This window comes from Azospirillum sp. TSH100, from assembly GCF_004923295.1.
In the GTDB taxonomy this organism is placed as follows: domain Bacteria; phylum Pseudomonadota; class Alphaproteobacteria; order Azospirillales; family Azospirillaceae; genus Azospirillum.
This window is the reverse complement of record NZ_CP039636.1, coordinates 360,371-379,004: the sequence shown is the minus strand read 5'-3', so window position 1 is coordinate 379,004 and position 18,634 is coordinate 360,371. Positions and strand designations below refer to the sequence as shown.

Annotated in this window: 14 protein-coding genes; 5 read left to right on the top strand and 9 right to left on the bottom strand. The window is 66.6% G+C overall.

The features are described from left to right. Positions 1–23: 23 nt before the first annotated feature. Entirely contained in the window at positions 24–1,484 is a 1,461-nt protein-coding gene (locus E6C72_RS19470) for an NAD-dependent succinate-semialdehyde dehydrogenase (RefSeq protein ID WP_199228753.1), read from the bottom strand. 219 nt (positions 1,485–1,703) lie between these two features. Between E6C72_RS19470 and E6C72_RS19465 the strand changes: the two genes are divergently transcribed. Then, positions 1,704–2,270 carry a cupin domain-containing protein gene (locus E6C72_RS19465; RefSeq protein ID WP_109085816.1) on the top strand — a complete coding sequence of 189 codons (567 nt, stop codon included), beginning with the start codon at positions 1,704–1,706 and terminating at the stop codon, positions 2,268–2,270. A gap of 45 nt (positions 2,271–2,315) precedes the next feature. Here E6C72_RS19465 and E6C72_RS19460 read toward each other — a convergent pair whose 3' ends face one another. From E6C72_RS19460 to E6C72_RS19440, 5 genes are all read right to left on the bottom strand, one after another. Next, positions 2,316–3,146 carry an ABC transporter permease gene (locus E6C72_RS19460; protein WP_169055244.1) on the bottom strand — a complete coding sequence of 277 codons (831 nt, stop codon included), beginning with the start codon at positions 3,144–3,146 and terminating at the stop codon, positions 2,316–2,318. After that, complete coding sequence (locus E6C72_RS19455; RefSeq protein WP_109085817.1) at positions 3,143–4,393, bottom strand: ABC transporter permease; 1,251 nt, start codon at positions 4,391–4,393, stop codon at positions 3,143–3,145. The genes E6C72_RS19460 and E6C72_RS19455 overlap by 4 nt, the downstream gene beginning before the upstream one ends. A gap of 240 nt (positions 4,394–4,633) precedes the next feature. Further along, positions 4,634–5,680 (bottom strand): ABC transporter substrate-binding protein, encoded by a 1,047-nt coding sequence (locus E6C72_RS19450; protein ID WP_109085818.1) that lies wholly within the window; start codon positions 5,678–5,680, stop codon positions 4,634–4,636. Between the two features lie 66 nt (positions 5,681–5,746). Continuing rightward, positions 5,747–6,856 (bottom strand): ABC transporter ATP-binding protein, encoded by a 1,110-nt coding sequence (locus E6C72_RS19445; RefSeq protein ID WP_109085819.1) that lies wholly within the window; start codon positions 6,854–6,856, stop codon positions 5,747–5,749. Between the two features lie 325 nt (positions 6,857–7,181). Further along, complete coding sequence (locus tag E6C72_RS19440; RefSeq protein WP_109085820.1) at positions 7,182–8,297, bottom strand: TRAP transporter substrate-binding protein; 1,116 nt, start codon at positions 8,295–8,297, stop codon at positions 7,182–7,184. Between the two features lie 466 nt (positions 8,298–8,763). Here E6C72_RS19440 and E6C72_RS19435 point away from each other — a divergent pair, with 466 nt between their 5' ends. Beyond that, positions 8,764–10,476 carry a GGDEF domain-containing protein gene (locus tag E6C72_RS19435; RefSeq protein WP_158280162.1) on the top strand — a complete coding sequence of 571 codons (1,713 nt, stop codon included), beginning with the start codon at positions 8,764–8,766 and terminating at the stop codon, positions 10,474–10,476. Positions 10,477–10,493: 17 nt separating this feature from the next. On the opposite strand, the gene E6C72_RS19430 is transcribed toward E6C72_RS19435, so the two are convergent. The 3 genes from E6C72_RS19430 to E6C72_RS19420 all read right to left on the bottom strand — a co-directional run bounded on the left by E6C72_RS19430 (position 10,494) and on the right by E6C72_RS19420 (position 15,021). After that, positions 10,494–11,564: a putative zinc-binding metallopeptidase gene (locus tag E6C72_RS19430; protein WP_109085822.1), complete on the bottom strand. Its 1,071-nt coding sequence runs from the start codon at positions 11,562–11,564 to the stop codon at positions 10,494–10,496. Between the two features lie 64 nt (positions 11,565–11,628). Further along, positions 11,629–13,953, bottom strand: coding sequence for a glycogen debranching protein GlgX (gene glgX, locus E6C72_RS19425; protein WP_109085823.1), 2,325 nt, complete (start codon positions 13,951–13,953; stop codon positions 11,629–11,631). A gap of 108 nt (positions 13,954–14,061) precedes the next feature. Beyond that, positions 14,062–15,021, bottom strand: coding sequence for a LysR substrate-binding domain-containing protein (locus E6C72_RS19420; RefSeq protein ID WP_109085824.1), 960 nt, complete (start codon positions 15,019–15,021; stop codon positions 14,062–14,064). Between the two features lie 122 nt (positions 15,022–15,143). Here E6C72_RS19420 and E6C72_RS19415 point away from each other — a divergent pair, with 122 nt between their 5' ends. The 3 genes from E6C72_RS19415 (at position 15,144) to E6C72_RS19405 (ending at position 18,617) form a co-directional block, all read left to right on the top strand. Next, positions 15,144–16,595, top strand: a complete 1,452-nt coding sequence (locus tag E6C72_RS19415; RefSeq protein ID WP_109085825.1) for a catalase — start codon at positions 15,144–15,146, stop codon at positions 16,593–16,595. 352 nt (positions 16,596–16,947) lie between these two features. Further along, positions 16,948–17,340, top strand: coding sequence for a hypothetical protein (locus E6C72_RS19410; RefSeq protein ID WP_247875711.1), 393 nt, complete (start codon positions 16,948–16,950; stop codon positions 17,338–17,340). A gap of 194 nt (positions 17,341–17,534) precedes the next feature. After that, the gene (locus E6C72_RS19405; protein WP_109085827.1) at positions 17,535–18,617 is read left to right on the top strand and encodes a transglycosylase SLT domain-containing protein; all 1,083 of its coding nucleotides are present in this window, start codon (positions 17,535–17,537) and stop codon (positions 18,615–18,617) included. Positions 18,618–18,634 lie beyond the last annotated feature (17 nt).

Here is an 18,634-nt window from a genome sequence, read left to right as displayed (position 1 = left end):
TCTGATTTCCTTTGACTTTTCGGTCAGGCGCCGAGGCCGAGGCAGAGGTATTTGACTTCCATGAAATCATCGAGGCCGTACTTGGAGCCTTCGCGGCCGATGCCGGACTCCTTGACGCCGCCGAAGGGGGCCACCTCGGTCGAGATGATGCCTTCGTTGATGCCGACCATGCCGTATTCCAGCTTTTCCGCCACGCGCCAGACGCGGCCGATGTCGCGGCTGTAGAAGTAGGCGGCGAGCCCGAATTCGGTGTCGTTCGCCATGCGGATGGCGTCCTCTTCCGTCTCGAACTTGAACAGTGGGGCGACCGGCCCGAAGATCTCCTCGCGGGCGACGCGCATCTCGGTGGTGATGCCGGTCAGGATGGTCGGCTCGAAGAAGGTGCCGCCCAGCGCGTGGCGCTTGCCGCCGAGCGCGACGGTGGCGCCCTTTTCCAGCGCGTCGCCCATCAGCTCTTCCACCTTGGCGATGGCGTCGGCGTTGATCAGCGGACCCTGGGTGACACCCGGCTCGGCACCGTCGCCGACCTTCAGCGCCTTGACCGCCTCGGCCAGCTTGGCGGCGAAGGCGTCATAGACGCCGGCCTGGACCAGCAGGCGGTTGGCGCAGACGCAGGTCTGGCCGGCATTGCGGTACTTCGACGCCATGGCGCCCTTGACCGCCTCGTCGAGGTCGGCGTCGTCGAAGACGATGAAGGGGGCGTTGCCGCCCAGCTCCAGCGACACCTTCTTGACCGTGCTGGCGGCCTGCCGCATCAGCAGCTTGCCGACCTCGGTCGAGCCGGTGAAGCTGACCTTGCGGACGATCGGGCTGTGGGTCAGCTCGTTGCCGATGGCGGCCGGCTCGCTGCCCATCACGATGTTGAAGACGCCGGCCGGGAAACCGGCGCGCTCGGCCAGTTCGGCCAGCGCCAGGGCGGACAGCGGGGTGTCCTCGGCCGGCTTGACCACCACGGTGCAGCCGGCGGCCAGCGCCGGGGCGACCTTGCGGGTGATCATGGCGTTCGGGAAGTTCCACGGCGTGATCGCCGCGACGACGCCGATGGCCTCCTTCAGCACGACGACGCGCTTGTTGCCGGCGAAGGTCGGGATGACGTCGCCGTAGGCGCGCTTGCCCTCTTCCGCGAACCACTCGATGAAGGACGCGCCATAGACCACCTCGCCACGCGATTCGGTCAGCGGCTTGCCCTGCTCGGCGGTCATCAGCTGGGCCAGATCCTCCTGGGCGGCGAGGATCAGCTCGTACCAGCGGCGCATGATGGCCGCGCGTTCCTTGGCGGTCTTGGCCTTCCACGCCGGCAGGGCGGCGTTGGCGGCGTCGATCGCCTCACGCGTCTCGGCAGCGCCCATGTCGGACACTTCGGCGATGACGGCGCCGGTGGCCGGGTTGGTGACCGGGAAGCTCTTCCCGGAATCGGCCGCGCGCCACGCACCGTTCACGTAGCCCTTGGTTCGGAGAAGGCCCTGGTCGTTCAGCGACAGCATGTTCGATCCGCCCTGGATGAAGGAATGTGGAACCGGCCGGCCGCGCCCGGCGAAAACATCCTTGGCATTCAAGGGTTTCCTGCGCGGGGGCCTGGACCTTGGACAGAAGCCTACCATGTTTAATAAATTAAACAACCCCTGTTTAGCTGTTCATATTCTAATGACGGGGTTGCGCGAATGGGCTATTGCCTAGATCAGGTGAGGAGCAGGAGTCCGGTGATGGAATTCGATGTCGGCGCCAGGTTGAAGCAGATCCGCGAACAGCACGGGCTGTCCCAGCGGGCGCTCGCCCAGCGAGCCGGAGTGACCAACGGCACGATCTCCCTGATCGAGCAGAACCGCAGCAGCCCGTCCGTGTCGTCGCTGCGCAAGGTGCTTCAGGGCATCCCGATGACCTTGGCCGAATTCTTCTCCTCCGACGATTTGCCGCCGCCCGAGCAGATCTTCTTCAAGGGCGGCGAGCTGATCGAACTGGCCGGCGAGCTGAAGGGCACCGTCGGCCAGATTTCCTTCCGTCAGGTCGGCGACCTGCGCAGCCGCAACCTGCAAATCCTCCACGAACGCTACGCCCCCGGCGCCGACACCGGCCGCACCATGCTCCAGCACGAGGGCGAGGAGGGCGGCATCGTCATCAAGGGCCAGATCGAACTGACGGTGGGGGATCGCAAGCAACTGCTCGGCCCCGGGGATGCCTATTTCTTCGACAGCCGCGTCAGTCACCGCTTCCGCAACATCGGCGAAGAGGAGTGCGAACTCATCAGCGCCTGCACGCCGCCCTATCTGTGAGCGGCGTCGGGGAGGAGCGTCAGCCCCTCCCCGTCGACCACTCCCCTACTCCGCGTTCCCCTTCAGCCGCTCGTTGCGCCGGCGCAGGATTTCCAGCGTCGACAGCATGCAGACCGAGATCACCGTCAGCACCACCGCCACCGCGGTGATGGTCGGGCTGATGTTCTCACGGATGCCGCTGAACATCTCTCTGGGCAGGGTGCGCTGCTCGGGTCCGGCGAGGAACAGCACCGTCACCACCTCGTCGAAGCTGGTGGCGAAGGCGAACAGGGCACCAGACGCCAGACCCGGCAGGATCAGCGGCAGGATCACCTTGCGGAAGGTCAGCAGCGGCGGCGCCCCCAGCGAGGCGGCGGCCCGCGCCAGCGTCATGTCGAAGCTCTGCAGGGTGGCCGACACGGTGATGACGACGAAGGGCGTCGCCAGCGCGGTGTGGACCAGGATCAGGCCGAGATAGTTGCCGGTCAGCCCCAGCGGCGCGAAGAAGAAATAGACGCCGACCGCGGTGATGACGACCGGCACCACCATCGGCGACAGCACGATGGCCAACACCAGCGGCTTCCACTTGCTCTTCCACTGGGCCAGCCCCAGCGAGGCCAGCGTGCCCAGCGCCATCGACAGCATGGAGGACGCCACGCCGATGATGACGCTGTTCTTCAGCGCGTTCATCCAGCGGGCCGAGCCGAGGAAATCCTCGTACCAGCGCAGCGACAGGCCGGGCAGCGGATAGGTCAGGTAGGTGCTGGAGCTGAAGGAGAGCGGCACGATCGCCAGGATCGGCGCCATCAGGAAGATGAACACCAGCGTGGCGGCGACCACCGTCGTGATCCAGGCGATGCGCTGGCTGGCGGTCTGGGGAGAGTGGTTCGCGCTCAATTCTTCAGACCTCCCGTCGTCTGGCGGCCGAGCGCCAGCTTGCCGTAGACCACCGCCAGCACCACCGTGGAGAGCAGCAGAACCGCTCCCAGCGCCGAGGCGAGGCCCCAGTTGACCGTTTCCGTCGTGTAGAAGGCGATGAAGGACGAAATCATCTGGTCGGCCGCTCCACCGACCAGCGCCGGCGTGATGTAGTAGCCGATGGCCAGGATGAAGACGAGCAGGCAGCCGGCGCCGATGCCCGGAATGGTCTGCGGCAGGTAGATGCGCAGGAAGGCGGTCGTCGGCGGCGCGCCCAGCGAGGCGGCGGCCCGCATGTAGGCCGGCGAGATGCCGCGCATGACGCTGTAGAGCGGCAGGATCATGAAGGGCAGCAGCACATGGGTCATCGCCATGTAGACGCCGAAGCGGTTGTAGATCAGCCGCAGCGGTTCGTCGATCACGCCCAGCCATTGCAGCGAGCCGTTGACGATGCCCTCGCTCTGCAAAATCACGATCCAGGCGCAGGTGCGCACCAGCAGCGAGGTCCAGAAGGGCAGCAGCACGAAGATCATCAGCAGGTTCGACCGGCCGGTCGGCAGGTTCGCCAGCAGATAGGCGACCGGGAATCCGAGGATCAGGCAGAGCGCCGTGACGCCGAAACCGATGGTGAAGGTGCGGATGAAGACGTCGCGGTAGATCGCCTGATCCGGCGGAGCGGCCACGATGGCGCCATCCGCGTTGCGGGTCAGGTCGACCGCGGCCAGCAGGTAATAGCTGGTGACCGGACCGCTGGCGCTCTTGATCGCCGTCCAGCTCTCGCGCTCGCCCCAGGCCGGGGCGATCTCGATCAGCGTCGCCTTCGCGGTGCCGGGAGCGGGCTGCTCCTTCAGCTTGCGGCCGGTCGACAGCAGCGTCGTGCGGTAGCCGTTGATGATATAGTTCAGCCGCTTGGCCGCGACCGCCAGCGTTCCGGCCTCGCGCGCGGTGCGGATGTCGGCGGCGAGCGCCGCGAAGGCGGCCTCGTCGGGAAGACCCTGGCCGTTCCACTGCTTCAGCGCCGCGACGGTCTGCGGCATCACCTGCGGCACTTCCCAGTCGTCCGCCGACTTCCAGATCATGCCGGCGAGCGGCACGACGAAGGTGAACAGCAGGAAGGCCAGCAGCGGCAGCACCAGACCCAGCGCACGGAACTGCCGGGCCCGCTCGGCCCGTTTCAATCGACGCTTCAACGGCACGTCGGCGCCGGCAACGAATGCGGCTGTCATCGGCATTGTCCTGTTGAGAAGACGCTGAGCCTCAAATTCGGGACTATCCCCTCTCCCCCCCGGGGAGAGGGTTAGGGTGAGGGGGACGCAAGGCGTCCGGTCACCGAAGGGCGGAAAGTGATCCGCCGGAAAGTATAGTGGGGAGGCGCTTATCGGCCCGATGTGTGCCGCAGTGCATCCCCCTCACCCCGACCCTCTCCCGGGGGGAGAGGGGGTTTTCTGGGGTGTCGCTGGGTAAGCTTACTTGGCCGCCCACTTGTTGAAGCGTTCGGTCAGGCGATCGATGTTCTCCAGCCAGAAGTCGGTGTTGATCTCGATCGCGTTCTTCATGTTGTCCGGCGAGGTCGGGAGATCGGCCAGGACCGGCTTCGGCAGCAGCGACGGCGCCTTCTTGTTGGACGTGCCGTAGGCAATGCCTTCGGACAGCTTGGCCTGGTTCTCCGGCTTGCCGACGAAGTTCAGGAACTTGTAGGCGGCGTCCTGGTTCGGGCTGCCCTTCAGGATGACCCAGCTGTCGATGGTGAACAGCGCGCCGTTCCACACCATGCCGAAGTTCTTGCTTTCCTTCTTGTTGGCGGCGTCGATGCGGCCGTTGTAGACCGAGGTCATCGCCACTTCGCCCGAAGCCAGCAGCTGCGGCGGCTGGGCGCCGGCCTTCCACCAGACGATGTCGTTCTTGATGGTGTCGAGCTTCTTGAAGGCGCGGTCGACGCCGGCCTCGGTGCCCAGAACCTTGTAGACGTCGGCCGGAGCCACGCCGTCGGCCATCAGCGCGATCTCCAGCGTGGTCTTGGCGCCCTGGCGCAGGCCGCGCTTGCCCGGATACTTCTTGGTGTCGAAGAAATCGGCCCAGCCCTTCGGCGCGTCCTTCAGCTTGTCCTTGTCGTAGCCAAGCACGAAGTCATAGACGATGGCGCCGACGCCGCAGGCGTTGACGGTGGACGGCAGATAAGCATCCTCGCCGCCGATCTTGGAGTAGTTCAGCTTCTCGTACAGGCCTTCGTCGCAGCCCAGTGCCAGTTCCTCGCTCTCGACCTGGACGACGTCCCAGGTGGAGGCGCCGCCCTGGACCTTGGCGCGCAGGACGCCGACGCCGCCGTCCCAGGATTCGTCGCTCATCGGCGTGCCGGTGGCCTTGAACGGCTCGAAATACACCTTCTTCTGGACGTCCTGATAGGCGCCGCCCCACGACACGACGGTGAGGTCGCGGGCGCTGGCGGCCGATGACAGGGCCGTGAGGGCGGTGAAGGTCGCAGCGAAACCGAGAGCCACCTTAATCTTCGACATGATCCCCGTCCTTATTCGTCGTGGTTGTTGTTGCTGGAAGGCACCCTGGTTCTGAGAACCACGTCCTCAGACCGGATCGAGCGCCCGGCAGTCCTCCGGGCGGAAAGCGATGTAGACGTCCTGGCCCGGCGCCAGACCGGCATAGGAGCCGGCCGGCAGCTTGACCATGAATTCCGGGTTGGCCGGCGTGCTGAGCACCGCCAGCGTGTGGTCGCCGAGATAGATCAGGTCGGTCAGCGTGGCCGGCAGCCGGTTCATCGTGCTGTCGCCGCTGTCGCCGGTTTCGATCGCCACCCGTTCGGGACGGAGCGACAGCGAGGTGCGGTTGCCGGCGCCGCCGATGTTCACCGCCTGCGCCACCACCGAACCGCCGGCATCCAGCGCGACCCGCGCCCAGCCCTGTTCGATATTTTCGACAACGCCGCTCAGAACATTGTTCTCGCCGATGAAGTTGGCGACGAAGCTGTTCACCGGCCGCTCGTACAGCGCATCCGGGCGGTCGATCTGCTGGACGATGCCGTCGTTGAAGACCGCGATGCGGTCGGACATCGTCAGCGCCTCGCCCTGGTCGTGGGTGACGTAGACGACCGTCAGGCCCATCGTCTCGTGCAGGCGCTTGATCTCCAGCTGCATATGCTCGCGCAGGCGCTTGTCCAGGGCCCCCAGCGGCTCGTCCATCAGCACCAGCGCCGGGTTGAAGACCAGGGCGCGGGCGAGCGCCACGCGCTGCTGCTGGCCGCCGGACAGCTGGCCGGGACGGCGGTTGGCGAGGTTGCCGAGCTTGATCATGTCGAGCGCGGCCCTGACCCGCTCCTTGATCTCCGCCTTGGGAACGCCGCGCACCGACAGCGGGAAGGCGACGTTTTCCTCGATCGTCAGGTGGGGGAACAGGGCGTAATTCTGGAAGACCATGCCGATGTCGCGCTTGTGCGGCGGCGTGTTCTTGATCGGCCGGTCGCCGATGAAGATTTCGCCATGGGTCGGCACCTCGAACCCGGCCAGCATCATCAGCGTGGTGGTCTTGCCCGACCCCGACGGCCCCAGCAGCGTCAGGAATTCGCCCTTGCGGATGTCGAGATCGAGGCTTTTCACCACGAGATGCTCGCCATCGTAGGTCTTCTGCACCCCGGTGAAGCGCACCAGGGTCTCTGTCGTCGCGATCATCCCGCCGTCCATCCGTCCGCTCCCGTCACAGGCGACCTCGGGTCCGGGTACGCCACCCCGGTCCGGTCCGTCTTTCTGGCCCTGACGGTAACACGCGTTTAAGAAAATAGACAAGAGGAATGACTATGTTGTGATCAATTCAACGCTTTGCCGATTTTTTGTGCAATTGCGAAGGCGATGCCCACGCTTAGACCGGCAGTGTGCTCCAATCGCGTGCGATTGAGAAGGCCGATGATCGAGATAGCGGACATACGGCGGCGTGAAAATCAGTGTTTGCCATGAAAGCCGGGGCGAATCGCCGCAGGCGATCCGCCCCGCCCGGCTCAGCGCTCCCGACTCATTTCTGCTGGGCGGCCTGGCTGTAGACGAAGCTGTCGAAACCGTTCTCGGCGACGCGGAACCACAGCCGCTCCTGCTCCAGGAAAGGCTTCCAGCCGTCATAGACCTTCTTGAAGCGCGGATTGCTGGCCGCCAGCTTGTCGTAAAATTCAAACGCCGCCTTCTCGCAGGCCTGCATCATGTCGCGCGGGAAGGGACGCAGAATGGCGCCACCGCCGACCAGCCGCTTCAGCGCTGCGGCGTTCAGCGTGTCGTACTTGGCGATCATCCAGCTGTTGGCCTCCCAGCAGGCCTGTTCCAGGATGGTCTGGTAGGATTTCGGCAGCTGTTCCCAGGCCTGGATGTTGAACATCAGCGGGATCTGGGCGGAGCCTTCCCACCAGCCGGGATAGTAGTAGTATTTGGCGACCTTGTGGAAGCCGAGCTTCTCGTCGTCGTAGGGGCCGACGAACTCCGCCGCATCGATGGTGCCGCGTTCCAGCGCCGGATAGATGTCGCCGCCGCCGAGCTGCTGCGGCACGAGGCCGAAAGGCGTCAGGATCTGGCCGACCAGACCGCCGATGCGCATCTTCAGGCCCTTCAGATCCTCCAGGCTCTTGATCTCCTTGCGGAACCAGCCGCCCATCTGGGCGCCGGTGTTGCCGGCCGGGATGTGGTGGATGTTGTAATCCTTGAACACCTCCCGCATCAGCTCCAGCCCGCCGCCATGCATCATCCAGGCGATGTGCTGGCGCGTGTTCAGGCCGAAGGGCATGGCGGTGTCGAAGCAGAAGGTCGGATCCTTGCCGACATAGAAATAGGCCGCCGACTGGCCGCACTCGACCGTGCCGTTCTGCACCGCGTCCAGCACCTGGAGGGCCGGAACGATCTCGCCGGCGGCGAAGGTGCGGATCTGGAAACGGCCGTCGGTGGCGTCGGACACGCGCTTGGCGATGAACTCCGCAGCACCATAGATGGTGTCGAGGCTCTTGGGATAGCTCGACGCCATGCGCCACTTGATTTCGGGCTGGGAGGATTGGGCGATGGCCGGAGCAGCAACGGTAGCCGCAACGGTTCCGGCGGTCCCGGCGGCAAGGCCGGCACCGGCGCTGGTGAGGAACGCACGCCGTTTCATGATGAGGACTCTTCCCGATCTTATGGTTCGTTGGGCAGACATGATAGCGCAACCAACCGTTCGGGGAATCCCCCTTCCATGGGGGCAACACGGATAATGGAGAAGATTCTTGCTGCTGAAACGAAAAATCCAGCCGCAGCGGGCTGGATTTTCGGCGACGCAGCATTATTTGTTGTTTCGATCGCCTTTCAGGCGTTTCCTCCCTAAACTCGGGCCGCGGCTGTATTGCTAGCGGCCTTTTCCTTTTTACGCAATATGCTGAAAGTCAGCGTCGCAAACTTTTTTGGCGAACATACGCCTTGCGCGTGCCGGACACCACGCCACGATCCCTTTTGGGTTGAAAGCGACCGTTGAAGTCGGCGGCTGTGGTTCCGCTTGACCCATTATAAAGGTCAGGGATGATAGAGTGTCTTCACTGATCGTCCCCTCCGGCCCGGGCATGGCCGCCCGAAAGGATCAAGCCACGATGACGGCCGTTGGACAGCCGAGCGGCAACAGCGCCGAAGAAAGCACCAGCATCGCCCAGCGACGCAGCATGCCAGCCCGCCGGCCGGGCCGGATCATCGGCCTGCGGGCCACCGTGGCGGTGACCGTCGCCGTTCTGCTGCTCGGCTCGGCCCTGGTGAAGGGTCTGGTGGTCGGCAACGGCGCGGCCGACGCACTGGCCAAGGAAATCGGCAATACGATGACCGGGATGGCGCAATCGCTGGCCCGGCAGCTCGATTCGACCATGTGGGCGCGCGCCAACCAGATCGCCGCGCTGTCGCGAATCGACGCGCTGAAGGACCCGGCGGTGGCGCAATCGACCATCGACGAACTGAAGCGCCGCGACCCGACCATCGCCTGGATCGGCATGACCGATGTGAACGGCCGGGTGATGGCCGCCTCTAACGGCCTGCTGTTGGGAGCCGACATCTCCAGACGGCCGGTTCATCAGGAAGGCATGAAAGGCCTGTTCATCGGCGACGTCCACGAAGCCGTCGCCCTGAACGGCAAGGTCCCCTATCTGGTCGGCGAGACGCCGAAATTCGTCGATGTGTCCGCCCCGCTGCAAAGGGCGGACGGCACCACGGTCGGCGTGCTGGCCGCCCATTACAGCTGGGAATGGGCCCATGCCTCGATCCGCCAGCTGGTCGAGCCGCTGGCCGACCGCAAGGGGCTCACGCTCTATATCCTGTCGGCCGACGGCACCGTGCTGATCGGCCCCGATTCGGCCGTCGGCAAGCCGCTGCCGGTGCCGATGCTGACCGCCGGACTGCGCGACGGCTGGAGCCGCGAGGTCTGGCCCGACGGCGTCACCTATGTGACCGGCGTCGCCCACGGCAAGGGATTGCACGATTATGCCGGGCTGGGCTGGACCGTCGTCGCCCGCCAGCCGGCCGACATCGTCTATGCCGAAACCAACCGCCTGCGCGTGATGATCATCGGGTCCGGCGCGCTGCTGGCCCTGCTGTTCAGCGTGATCGGCTGGGTCGCCGCCGGCCGCATCGCCCGCCCGCTGGGCGCCATCGCCGACGCCGCCGAGCGGATCGGCAAGGGCGAGCGCGGCATGGCGATCCCCGATGTCGGCGGTGCGGCGGAGATCCGCCGGCTGTCGGTGGCGCTGCGGGAGATGGTCGACAGCCTGACCAACAAGGACGCCGCCCTGATGCGGCTGGAGGACATCGCCTACGAGGACCGGCTGACCGCCCTGCCCAACCGGCGCTATTTCGAGCAGTATGTCGAGGCGTCGACCGGCGCCGGCGGCGGGTCGGCGACGGTGATGTACATCGATCTCGACGGGTTCAAGCCGGTGAACGACCGGCTTGGCCACGATGCCGGCGACGTCGTTCTGCGCCAGATCGGCGGTCGCCTCGCCAGCATCTTCCGCGACGACGACGTGGTCGCCCGGCTGGGCGGCGACGAATTCGCCGCGGTGCTGCCGCGCCGCGCCGGGCGCCCGGCCCCCGACATGGAGGAGCTGGCCGCCCGCATCATCGCCACCGTCAACGAACCGGTGTCGTTCAACGGCGATGTCGTACGGGTCGGCTGCTCCATCGGCATCGCCTCCTGGCCGGAGGACGACAGCGACATGGCGACGGTGATGCGCCACGCCGACGCCGCGCTCTACAAGGCCAAGCGCGACGGGCGCAACCGCGCGGTGCGCTGGGTGCGGGCAGCGATGGGGGTGGGCGGATAGTGGGGGTCTGACGTCCCTTACAGCCCCCGCACCATCGCGTTCATGAAGCCCAGCTTCTCGATCACCGCCGCCGACAGGATGAAGGGGTAGAGGTCCGGCTGGCCCATGCTGCGGTTCAGGCTGTTCACCGCATAGGTCAGCGGCAGCCAGGGATGGATCAGATCCTCGATCCGCCTTGCCTTGTGGGGGTTGAAATCGACCTCCGCCTCCAACTCCGCCCCTTCGGTGATGCGGGGGCGGATCTTGAGACCGAAGGCGCGGGCGGTTTCCAGCGTGTCGACGATGTGCAGGTAATGCGCCCAGGTTTCGGCGAAATCCTCCCACGGGTGGGCGGTGGCATATGTGCTGACGAAGCCGGCTTGCCAGTCGGCCGGGGCGCCGTTCGCATAGTGGCGTTTCAGCGCCTCGCCGTAATCCTGCCGTTCGTCGCCGAACAGGGCGCGGAAGCGCTCCAGCAGGGCCGGATCGTCGCGCACCAGCCGGTCCCAGATGTAATGGCCGCTCTCATGCCGGAAATGGCCGAGCAGCGTGCGGTAGGGCTCGCCCATCTCGGTACGGCGCTTCTCGCGCTCGGCATCGTCGGCCTCGGCGACGTTGATGGTGATCAGGCCGTTGGCATGGCCGGTCAGCACCGGCGTCACCGTGCCGTCGGGAGCCACCGTGTCGGACAGGAAGTCGAAGGCAAGCCCCCCCTCCGGATTCTCGATCCGGGTCTGCAAGGGCAGCTTCAGGTTGGTCAGCGTGTAGAACAGGTGGTGCTTGGCCAGTTCCAGCCTGCGCCAGCGCGTCAGGTTGTCGGTATCGGACAGATCGGGGATGATGTGGTTGTGTCGGCAGGCGGCGCAGTGGGTGTCGGCGGTGTCGGCCGGCAGCATCCAGTTGCAGGCGTCGAGATCCGCGTTCGCACAGAATTTGTAGAGCGGCTCGCTGGTGGCGAGCGCGCTCCACACCCCGTCATGGTCGGTGGGGTCGATCGCCGACAGCGTCCCCGCATCCGGCAGATAGCCCAGCCGGTAGCCGCAGCGCTCGCACAGCGTGTTCTCGAAATAGAGCGGCTGGCGGCAGTTCTGGCATTCAAAGAGTTTCATGATGGGGATTCCGGGGCCGGGGGATCTCCTCTCCCCCCGGGGAGAGGGGGAGTTGGGTGTCGGTTCAGGTGGGCTTTTTCATGTCAGGCTTAGCCGCAGCCGCCGCTTCCACCTTTTCCGGCTCCTTCGTCTCCGCAGGTTCCACCGGTTCCTCGGCCTTCTCCTGGTCCGTACTCTCCTCGCCAAAGGACAGCGTCGGGCTTTCGGCGACGTTGCGCAGGGCGCGGGCGGCGCGGCGAAGCGCAAAGGAGGTCTTTCCCTCCGGTTCCAGCGCCAGCAGCAGCAGCGAGCGGCCGGTCACCATATAGCCCTCGCTGGTGTTGACGCGCGGCACCTCGTCCGGGTCGGTCAGGTTGGTGTCGACCAGACAGCGCCAGACGCTGCCGCCGGTCACCTCCGGCAGGGTAAACTCCACCACGTCATGGTGGGAGTTGATGACCAGCAAAAGCGTGGCGTCCATCGCCGGGCGCTTGATGCCGCTGGCCTGGGCGCGGCCGTCCAGCAGCATGCCCAGGCAGCGGGCGTTGCCGTCATGCCAGTGGCTCTCCTCCATCTCGTCGCCGGCGGGGGTCAGCCAGGTGACGTCCTTCACGTCGAACTCGGCGTTGTACTCGCCCGACAGGAAACGGCCGCGGCGCAGCATGGGGAAGGACTGGCGCACCGCCACCACGCGGCGGACGAACTCGATCAGGGCCTGACCGTCCTCGTCGATGTCGTCCCAGTTCAGCCACGCCGTCTCGTTGTCCTGGCAATAGGCGTTGTTGTTGCCGTGCTGGGTGTTGCCGAACTCGTCGCCGGCCAGCAGCATCGGCGATCCCTGCGACAGCAGCAGCGTCGCCAGCAGGTTGCGCTTCTGGCGTTCGCGGAGCGCCTTGATCTCCGGATCGTCGGTCGGCCCCTCCGCCCCATGGTTCCAGGACAGATTGTGGGAGTGGCCGTCGTTGTTGCCCTCGCCGTTCGCCTCGTTGTGCTTGTCGTTGTAGGAGACGAGGTCGTTCAGTGTGTAGCCGTCATGGGCGGTGATGAAGTTCACGCTGGCCCAGGGCTTGCGCCCGCGCTTGTCGAAGACGTCGGCCGAGCCGCAGAGCCGCGGCGCCACCTCCGGCAGCTTGCCCTCGTCGCCCTTCCAGAAGGCGCGGACGGTGTCGCGGAACTTGTCGTTCCACTCCGCCCAGCCCGGCGGGAAGTTGCCGACCTGATAGCCGCCGGGGCCGCAGTCCCATGGCTCGGCGATCAGCTTGACGCTGTTCAGGATCGGGTCCTGCAGGCAGCTGTCGAGGAAGCCGCCGCCCTCGTCGAAGCCGTAGGGCTCGCGGCCGAGGATGGTGGCGAGGTCGAAGCGGAAGCCGTCGACATGCATCTCCGTCGCCCAATAGCGCAGGCTGTCGGTGACCATCTGCAGGACGCGCGGATGGCTGAGATTGACGGTGTTCCCGGTCCCCGTCTCGTTGATGTAATAGCGCTTCCGGTCCGGGATCAGGCGGTAGTAGGAGGCGTTGTCGATGCCCTTGAAGGACAGGGTCGGTCCGCGCTCGTTGCCCTCGGCGGTGTGGTTGTAGACGACGTCGAGGATCACCTCCAGCCCGGCATTGTGGAGATGGGCGACCATCTCCTTGAATTCCTTGATGGCGTTGCCCGATGCCGCATAGCGCGGCTCCGGCGCGAAGAAGCCGATGGAGTTGTAGCCCCAGTAATTGGCGAGCTTCTTATCGACCAGATGCTGGTCCTGGACGAAGGCATGGACCGGCAGCAACTCCACCGCGGTGACGCCGAGCGAGCTGATGTAGTCGACCACCTCCTTCACCGCCATGCCGCCATAGGTGCCGCGCAGGCTGTCGGGCACCGCCGGATGCAGCCTGGTGAAGCCCTTCACATGGGTTTCGTAGAAGATGGTGCGGTCCCAGGCGGTGCCCGGTTTGAGATCGCGGCCCCAGGTGAAGGCCGGGTCGATCACCTTGCATTTCGGCATGAAGGGCGCGCTGTCGCGCTCGTCATAGGTCAGGTCGTCGCCCGATTCCATCACATAGCCGAAATGGGCCGGGTTCCAGCGGATCTCGCCGACCAGCTCCTTGGCGTAGGGGTCGAGCAGCAGCTTGTTGGGGTTGAAGCGGTGACCGTTCTCCGGCTCGTAGGGGCCATGGACGCGGTAGCCGTAGAGCAGGCCGGGACGGGCGTCGGGCAGATAGCCGTGCCAGATCTCGTTGGTGAATTCGGGAAGCTCGATGCGCTCAAGCTCCTCCTCGCCATTTTCATCGAACAGACACAGTTCGACCCTGGTCGCATGGGCGGAAAACAAGGCGAAGTTGACGCCGAGCCCGTCCCATGTCGCTCCCAGCGGAAAGGGCAATCCTTCACCTAGCCGCGTCGCCTGTTTCAGGATGTTTGCCATGGTCGCCCGTTTCTCCGCCTGGATCGAATGTCACGCTCGTCCCTCTGGACAGTGAGGAGCACGAGCCGAGCCTTCAACCCGGCCGATGGGCGCTTGTTCCTTCCTCCGTCACTCACCCCTTTGGGCTAGGACGGATTGCGTGCCCGGCGGCAGGGTGCGGCGCAGCAGGGCCGCCAGATCGCGCAGGCCGCGGTCGCGCGGATCGCTGACCCGCCAGACCAGCCCAACGACACGGCCGGGTGCAGGAGCGGCATCGGCCGATCCGCCGAAGGGACGATACTCCACCAGCCCGCCGACGGTGGCGGGACGGCCGTCCTCCCCGGTCGCCGCCAGCAGCGGCATCAGCGTGCAGCCCGCCCCGGCCGCCACCATGTGGCGCAGCGTCTCCAGCCCGGTGGCATGGACACCGCCGCCGCGCGCGCTGAGGCCGCAGGCGGCCAGCGCCTGATCGCGCAGGCAGTGCCCCTCCTCCAGCAGCAGAAGCTCCGCCGGATCGAGATCGTTCAGGGAGAGGGTGGGCGTGGCGCACAGCCGGTGGCCGGCGGGGTGGGCGAGCAGGAAGGGCTCGAAGAACAGCGGTTCGGCGACCAGCCCGTCGCTCTCCACCGGCAGGGCCAGCAGCACGGCGTCGAGCCGGCCGTCGCGCAGCTCCTCCAGCAGGGTTTCGGTGCGGCCCTCCGACAGGATCAGGGTCAGGTCGGGCCAGCCGTTGCGCAGCGGCGACAGGATGTGCGGGAACAGGTAGGGCCCCAGCGTCTGGATCGCCGCCAGCCGGAGCCGGCCGGTCAGCCCGCCGTCCGACCCGTCGGCCAGCGACAGCAGGCGGCGCGCCTCCTCCAGCACCACGCGGGCCTGGGCGACGACGGCCTCGCCGCGCGGGGTCAGCAGGACCTTGCGGCTGGTCCGCTCGAACAGGGCGAGGCCGAGGCCCTCCTCCAGCTTGCGGATCTGGGCGCTGAGCGAGGGCTGGCTGACCGCGCAGCGTTCGGCGGCGCGGCCGAAATGGCGCAGTTCGGCGACGGCGACGACATACTCAAGGTCACGCAGGGACAGGCCGGAGAGATTCATAGGCGGCGCCTATTGGTTCATTTCCTTCTATGTCTTGGATATATCGTTCAAGACGCCGGATAACCAGGGGCGAGACAATAACGCCACATCGAGCGACACCGCCTTCTGAGAGGATGACCCGGATGAGCACCCTGACCACCAGCTTCGGCCAGCCCGTTCCCGACAACCAGAATTCGCTGAGCGCCGGGCCGCGCGGTCCGCTGCTTCTGCAGGATTTCCACCTGATCGAGAAGCTGGCCCACTTCAACCGTGAACGCATTCCGGAACGCGTGGTCCATGCCAAGGGCGCCGGCGCCTACGGCACCTTCCGCGTCACCCGCGACGTGACGCCGTGGACGAAGGCCGCCTTCCTGTCGGCGGTGGGCAAGGAGACCGGCGTCTTCCTGCGCTTCTCCACCGTCGGCGGCGAGAAGGGCTCCGCCGATGCCGAGCGCGATCCGCGCGGCTTCGCGGTGAAGTTCTATACCGAGGAAGGCAACTACGATCTGGTCGGCAACAACACGCCGGTCTTCTTCCTGCGTGATCCGCTGAAGTTCCCCGACTTCATCCACACCCAGAAGCGCAACCCGGCCACCAACCTGAAGGACCCCATCGCGATGTGGGACTTCTTCTCGCTGTCGCCGGAGACGATGCACCAGCTGACCATCCTGTTCAGCGACCGCGGCACCCCGCGCGGCTATCGCCATATGGACGGCTTCGGCAGCCACACCTTCTCGTGGATCAACGCGGCGAACGAGCGCTTCTGGGTCAAGTACCACTTCAAGACCCGCCAGGGGATCCAGAACTTCACCGCCGAGCAGGCGGTGACGATGGCCGGCATCGACCCCGACCACGCCACCCGCGACCTCTACGCCTCGATCGAGGACGGCGACTTCCCGGCTTGGACCGTCTCGGTGCAGATCATGCCGGAGGCCGAGGCCGACGGCTACCGCATCAACCCGTTCGACCTGACCAAGGTGTGGCCGCATGCCGATTACCCGCTGATCGAGATCGGCGAGCTGGTGCTGAACCGCAATCCGGAGAATTTCTTCGCCGAGACCGAGCAGTCCGCCTTCAGCCCGGCCAGCGTGGTGCCCGGCATCTCCTTCAGCCCCGACAAGATGCTGCAGGGCCGGCTGTTCGCCTATGCCGACGCCCACCGCTACCGTCTGGGCGGCAACTATGCGCAGATCCCGGTGAACAAGCCGCAGGGCTGCCCGGTCCACAACTACCAGCGCGACGGCGCCATGCGCACCGACGGCAATGGCGGCGGCCGCCCGAACTACGAGCCGAACAGCTTCGGCGGCCCGGCCCAGACCGGTGTCGCGAGCGAGCCGCCGCTGCGCATCAGCGGCGACGCCGCCCACTATGACCACCGCGAGGGCAACGACGACTACGCCCAGGCCGGCGCGCTGTTCCGCCTGATCGGCGCGGAGGCACAGGAGCGGCTGATGGACAACATCGCCGGCACGCTGGGCAAGGCCCCGCTGTTCATCCAGCAGCGCCAGCTGAAGCACTTCCTGGCCGCCGACCCGGCCTATGGCGAGGGGGTAGCCAAGCGGCTGGGCCTGACCGTGGCGCAAGCCGCCGAGTAGCCTGAGCGTGACGTGAGGTTCCCGGCCCTTCCGCGGCTTTGCGGTGTGGCCGGGTTCGAGATGCCGTGCCCGTCCCCCCGGGCTGCGGCATGACTGCCGGCATCCAGCCGCGCATTTCCCCGACTGACTTGCAGCCCTCTTCCCGGTGACGGGGAGAGGGCTTTTTTTCTTGATCAGACCACTCTCCTTCCCCATCCAAACGGTGTGATCCCCGCTTGGGGGCAGACAAGGTGGCGGTCGGCGTCCTAAAGTCCGCCTTCAGCGCGACAGCTTCGATGACGGAATGGGACGGGACCGCGACACTGACAAACCCAAGGGAGACCAATCCAGTGGGGAACGATCAACCAGCGCCTTGACCGGCAAGGGGCTGGATACCCTGCTGGCGGCGGCGGAAACGCTGCCGCATGCGCCGGAGGATGCCTGGCGGCTCGACCTGCTGCGGGTGGCGCTGCGCATCGCCCGCTCCACCGAGGATATCGTCGACCTCGAACGCGCCAACCTCGCCTTCAAGGCGCTGCCGCGCCGGCTGCGCACCCCGCTGGTCGACCGCGCCGCCCTGCTGGCCCGGCGTGAGGCGGAGCGCGCCCAGATGGCCGAGGAACCGGAGGAGCAGCCGAAGTCCGGCGGGCTGCTGGGCGGGCTGTTCGGACGTGGCGGCGGGCGGCCGAGCCGCAAGACCGCCAAGGAACGGCTGCTGCGCGAACTGGCGACCCGGCGCGATCCGGACGATGATCGCGAAATCTGATGGCCCCCGGATCGCATCGCCGGACGGCAGATGACCGGACGGCCGCTTGCGCGTCCGAAGGACTCATCCGCGCCCTCCCCCTCCGCGTTCTCCGGCCGGGCAGAAGGTCACAGTCGGGACGGTTTACGGCGGGCCGGGAATGTGCAAAGGTCGCTACCTCCCAATTGGGCTTATCCAAAAGATCGAACTGAACGATGACCGGGGGTTCCGTGCGTCGCCTGAAGCCGTTGCTGACCTGCGCCGCCTTGACCGCCCTGCTGAGCGCCTGCGCCAGCGGCGGCGGCTCGCATCGCGTTGCCTCTCCGGAGGAGATCGACGCCCATGTCGCGGAGGCATCCAAACGGTTCGACATGCCGGAGCTGTGGATCCGCGAGGTCATCCGCCAGGAGAGCGGCGGGCGCACCACCGTCAACGGCAAGCCGATCGTCAGCAAGGCCGGCGCCATGGGCCTGATGCAGGTGATGCCCGCGACCTACGACGAGATGCGGCGCAAGCACAATCTGGGATCCGACCCCTTCGACCCGCATGACAACATCATCGCCGGCACCGCCTATCTGCGCGAGATGTACAATCTGTTCGGCGCGCCGGGTTTCCTCGGTGCCTACAATTGCGGGCCGGGCTGCTATGGCGACTATCTGGCCGGCAAGCGCAGCCTGCCGGGCGAGACCAGGCGCTACATCGCGTCGGTCGGCCCGCGGCTGAACCGCACCCCGGCCCCCAACGGCGCCGACATCGTGCTGGTCAGCGCCCCGCCTTCCACCTCGACCGATTCGCCGCCGGATTACGGTTCGCCCTATGCCCGGCCATCCTCCTCCTACTCGGCGCCGCCGGCAGCAGCGGCGCCCGCTTACACGGCGCCCGCCGAGACCGGCCGCCCGGTGCCGAGCCGGGCGCCCATCGCCGTTGCCGCCCTGCCCGCTCCGGCACAGTCCGCCCAGGCCGTGCGCGTGGTGGCGCCCGACACCTCGACGCCCGACGCTCCGGCACCGCGGCCGGTGGCGACGATGGCGGGTGCCGCGACCGCCGGCGGCGGGGTGTGGACGGTGCAGCTCGGCGCCTTCCGCTCGCCCGACGACAGCCAGCGCGTCATCGACCGCGCCCGCAGCACCATGCCGATGCTGTCACGCTCGCAACGGATCGTGCAGGCGGTGGACACCCAGACCGGGCCGCTCTACCGCGCCCGGCTGTCCGGCCTGTCGCAGCAGGATGCGGCCAGCGCCTGCAACGGGCTGGTCAACCAGGGCATGGCCTGCTTCGTGGTGGCGCCGGGGGCCTGACCGGCCCCCGGACAAAC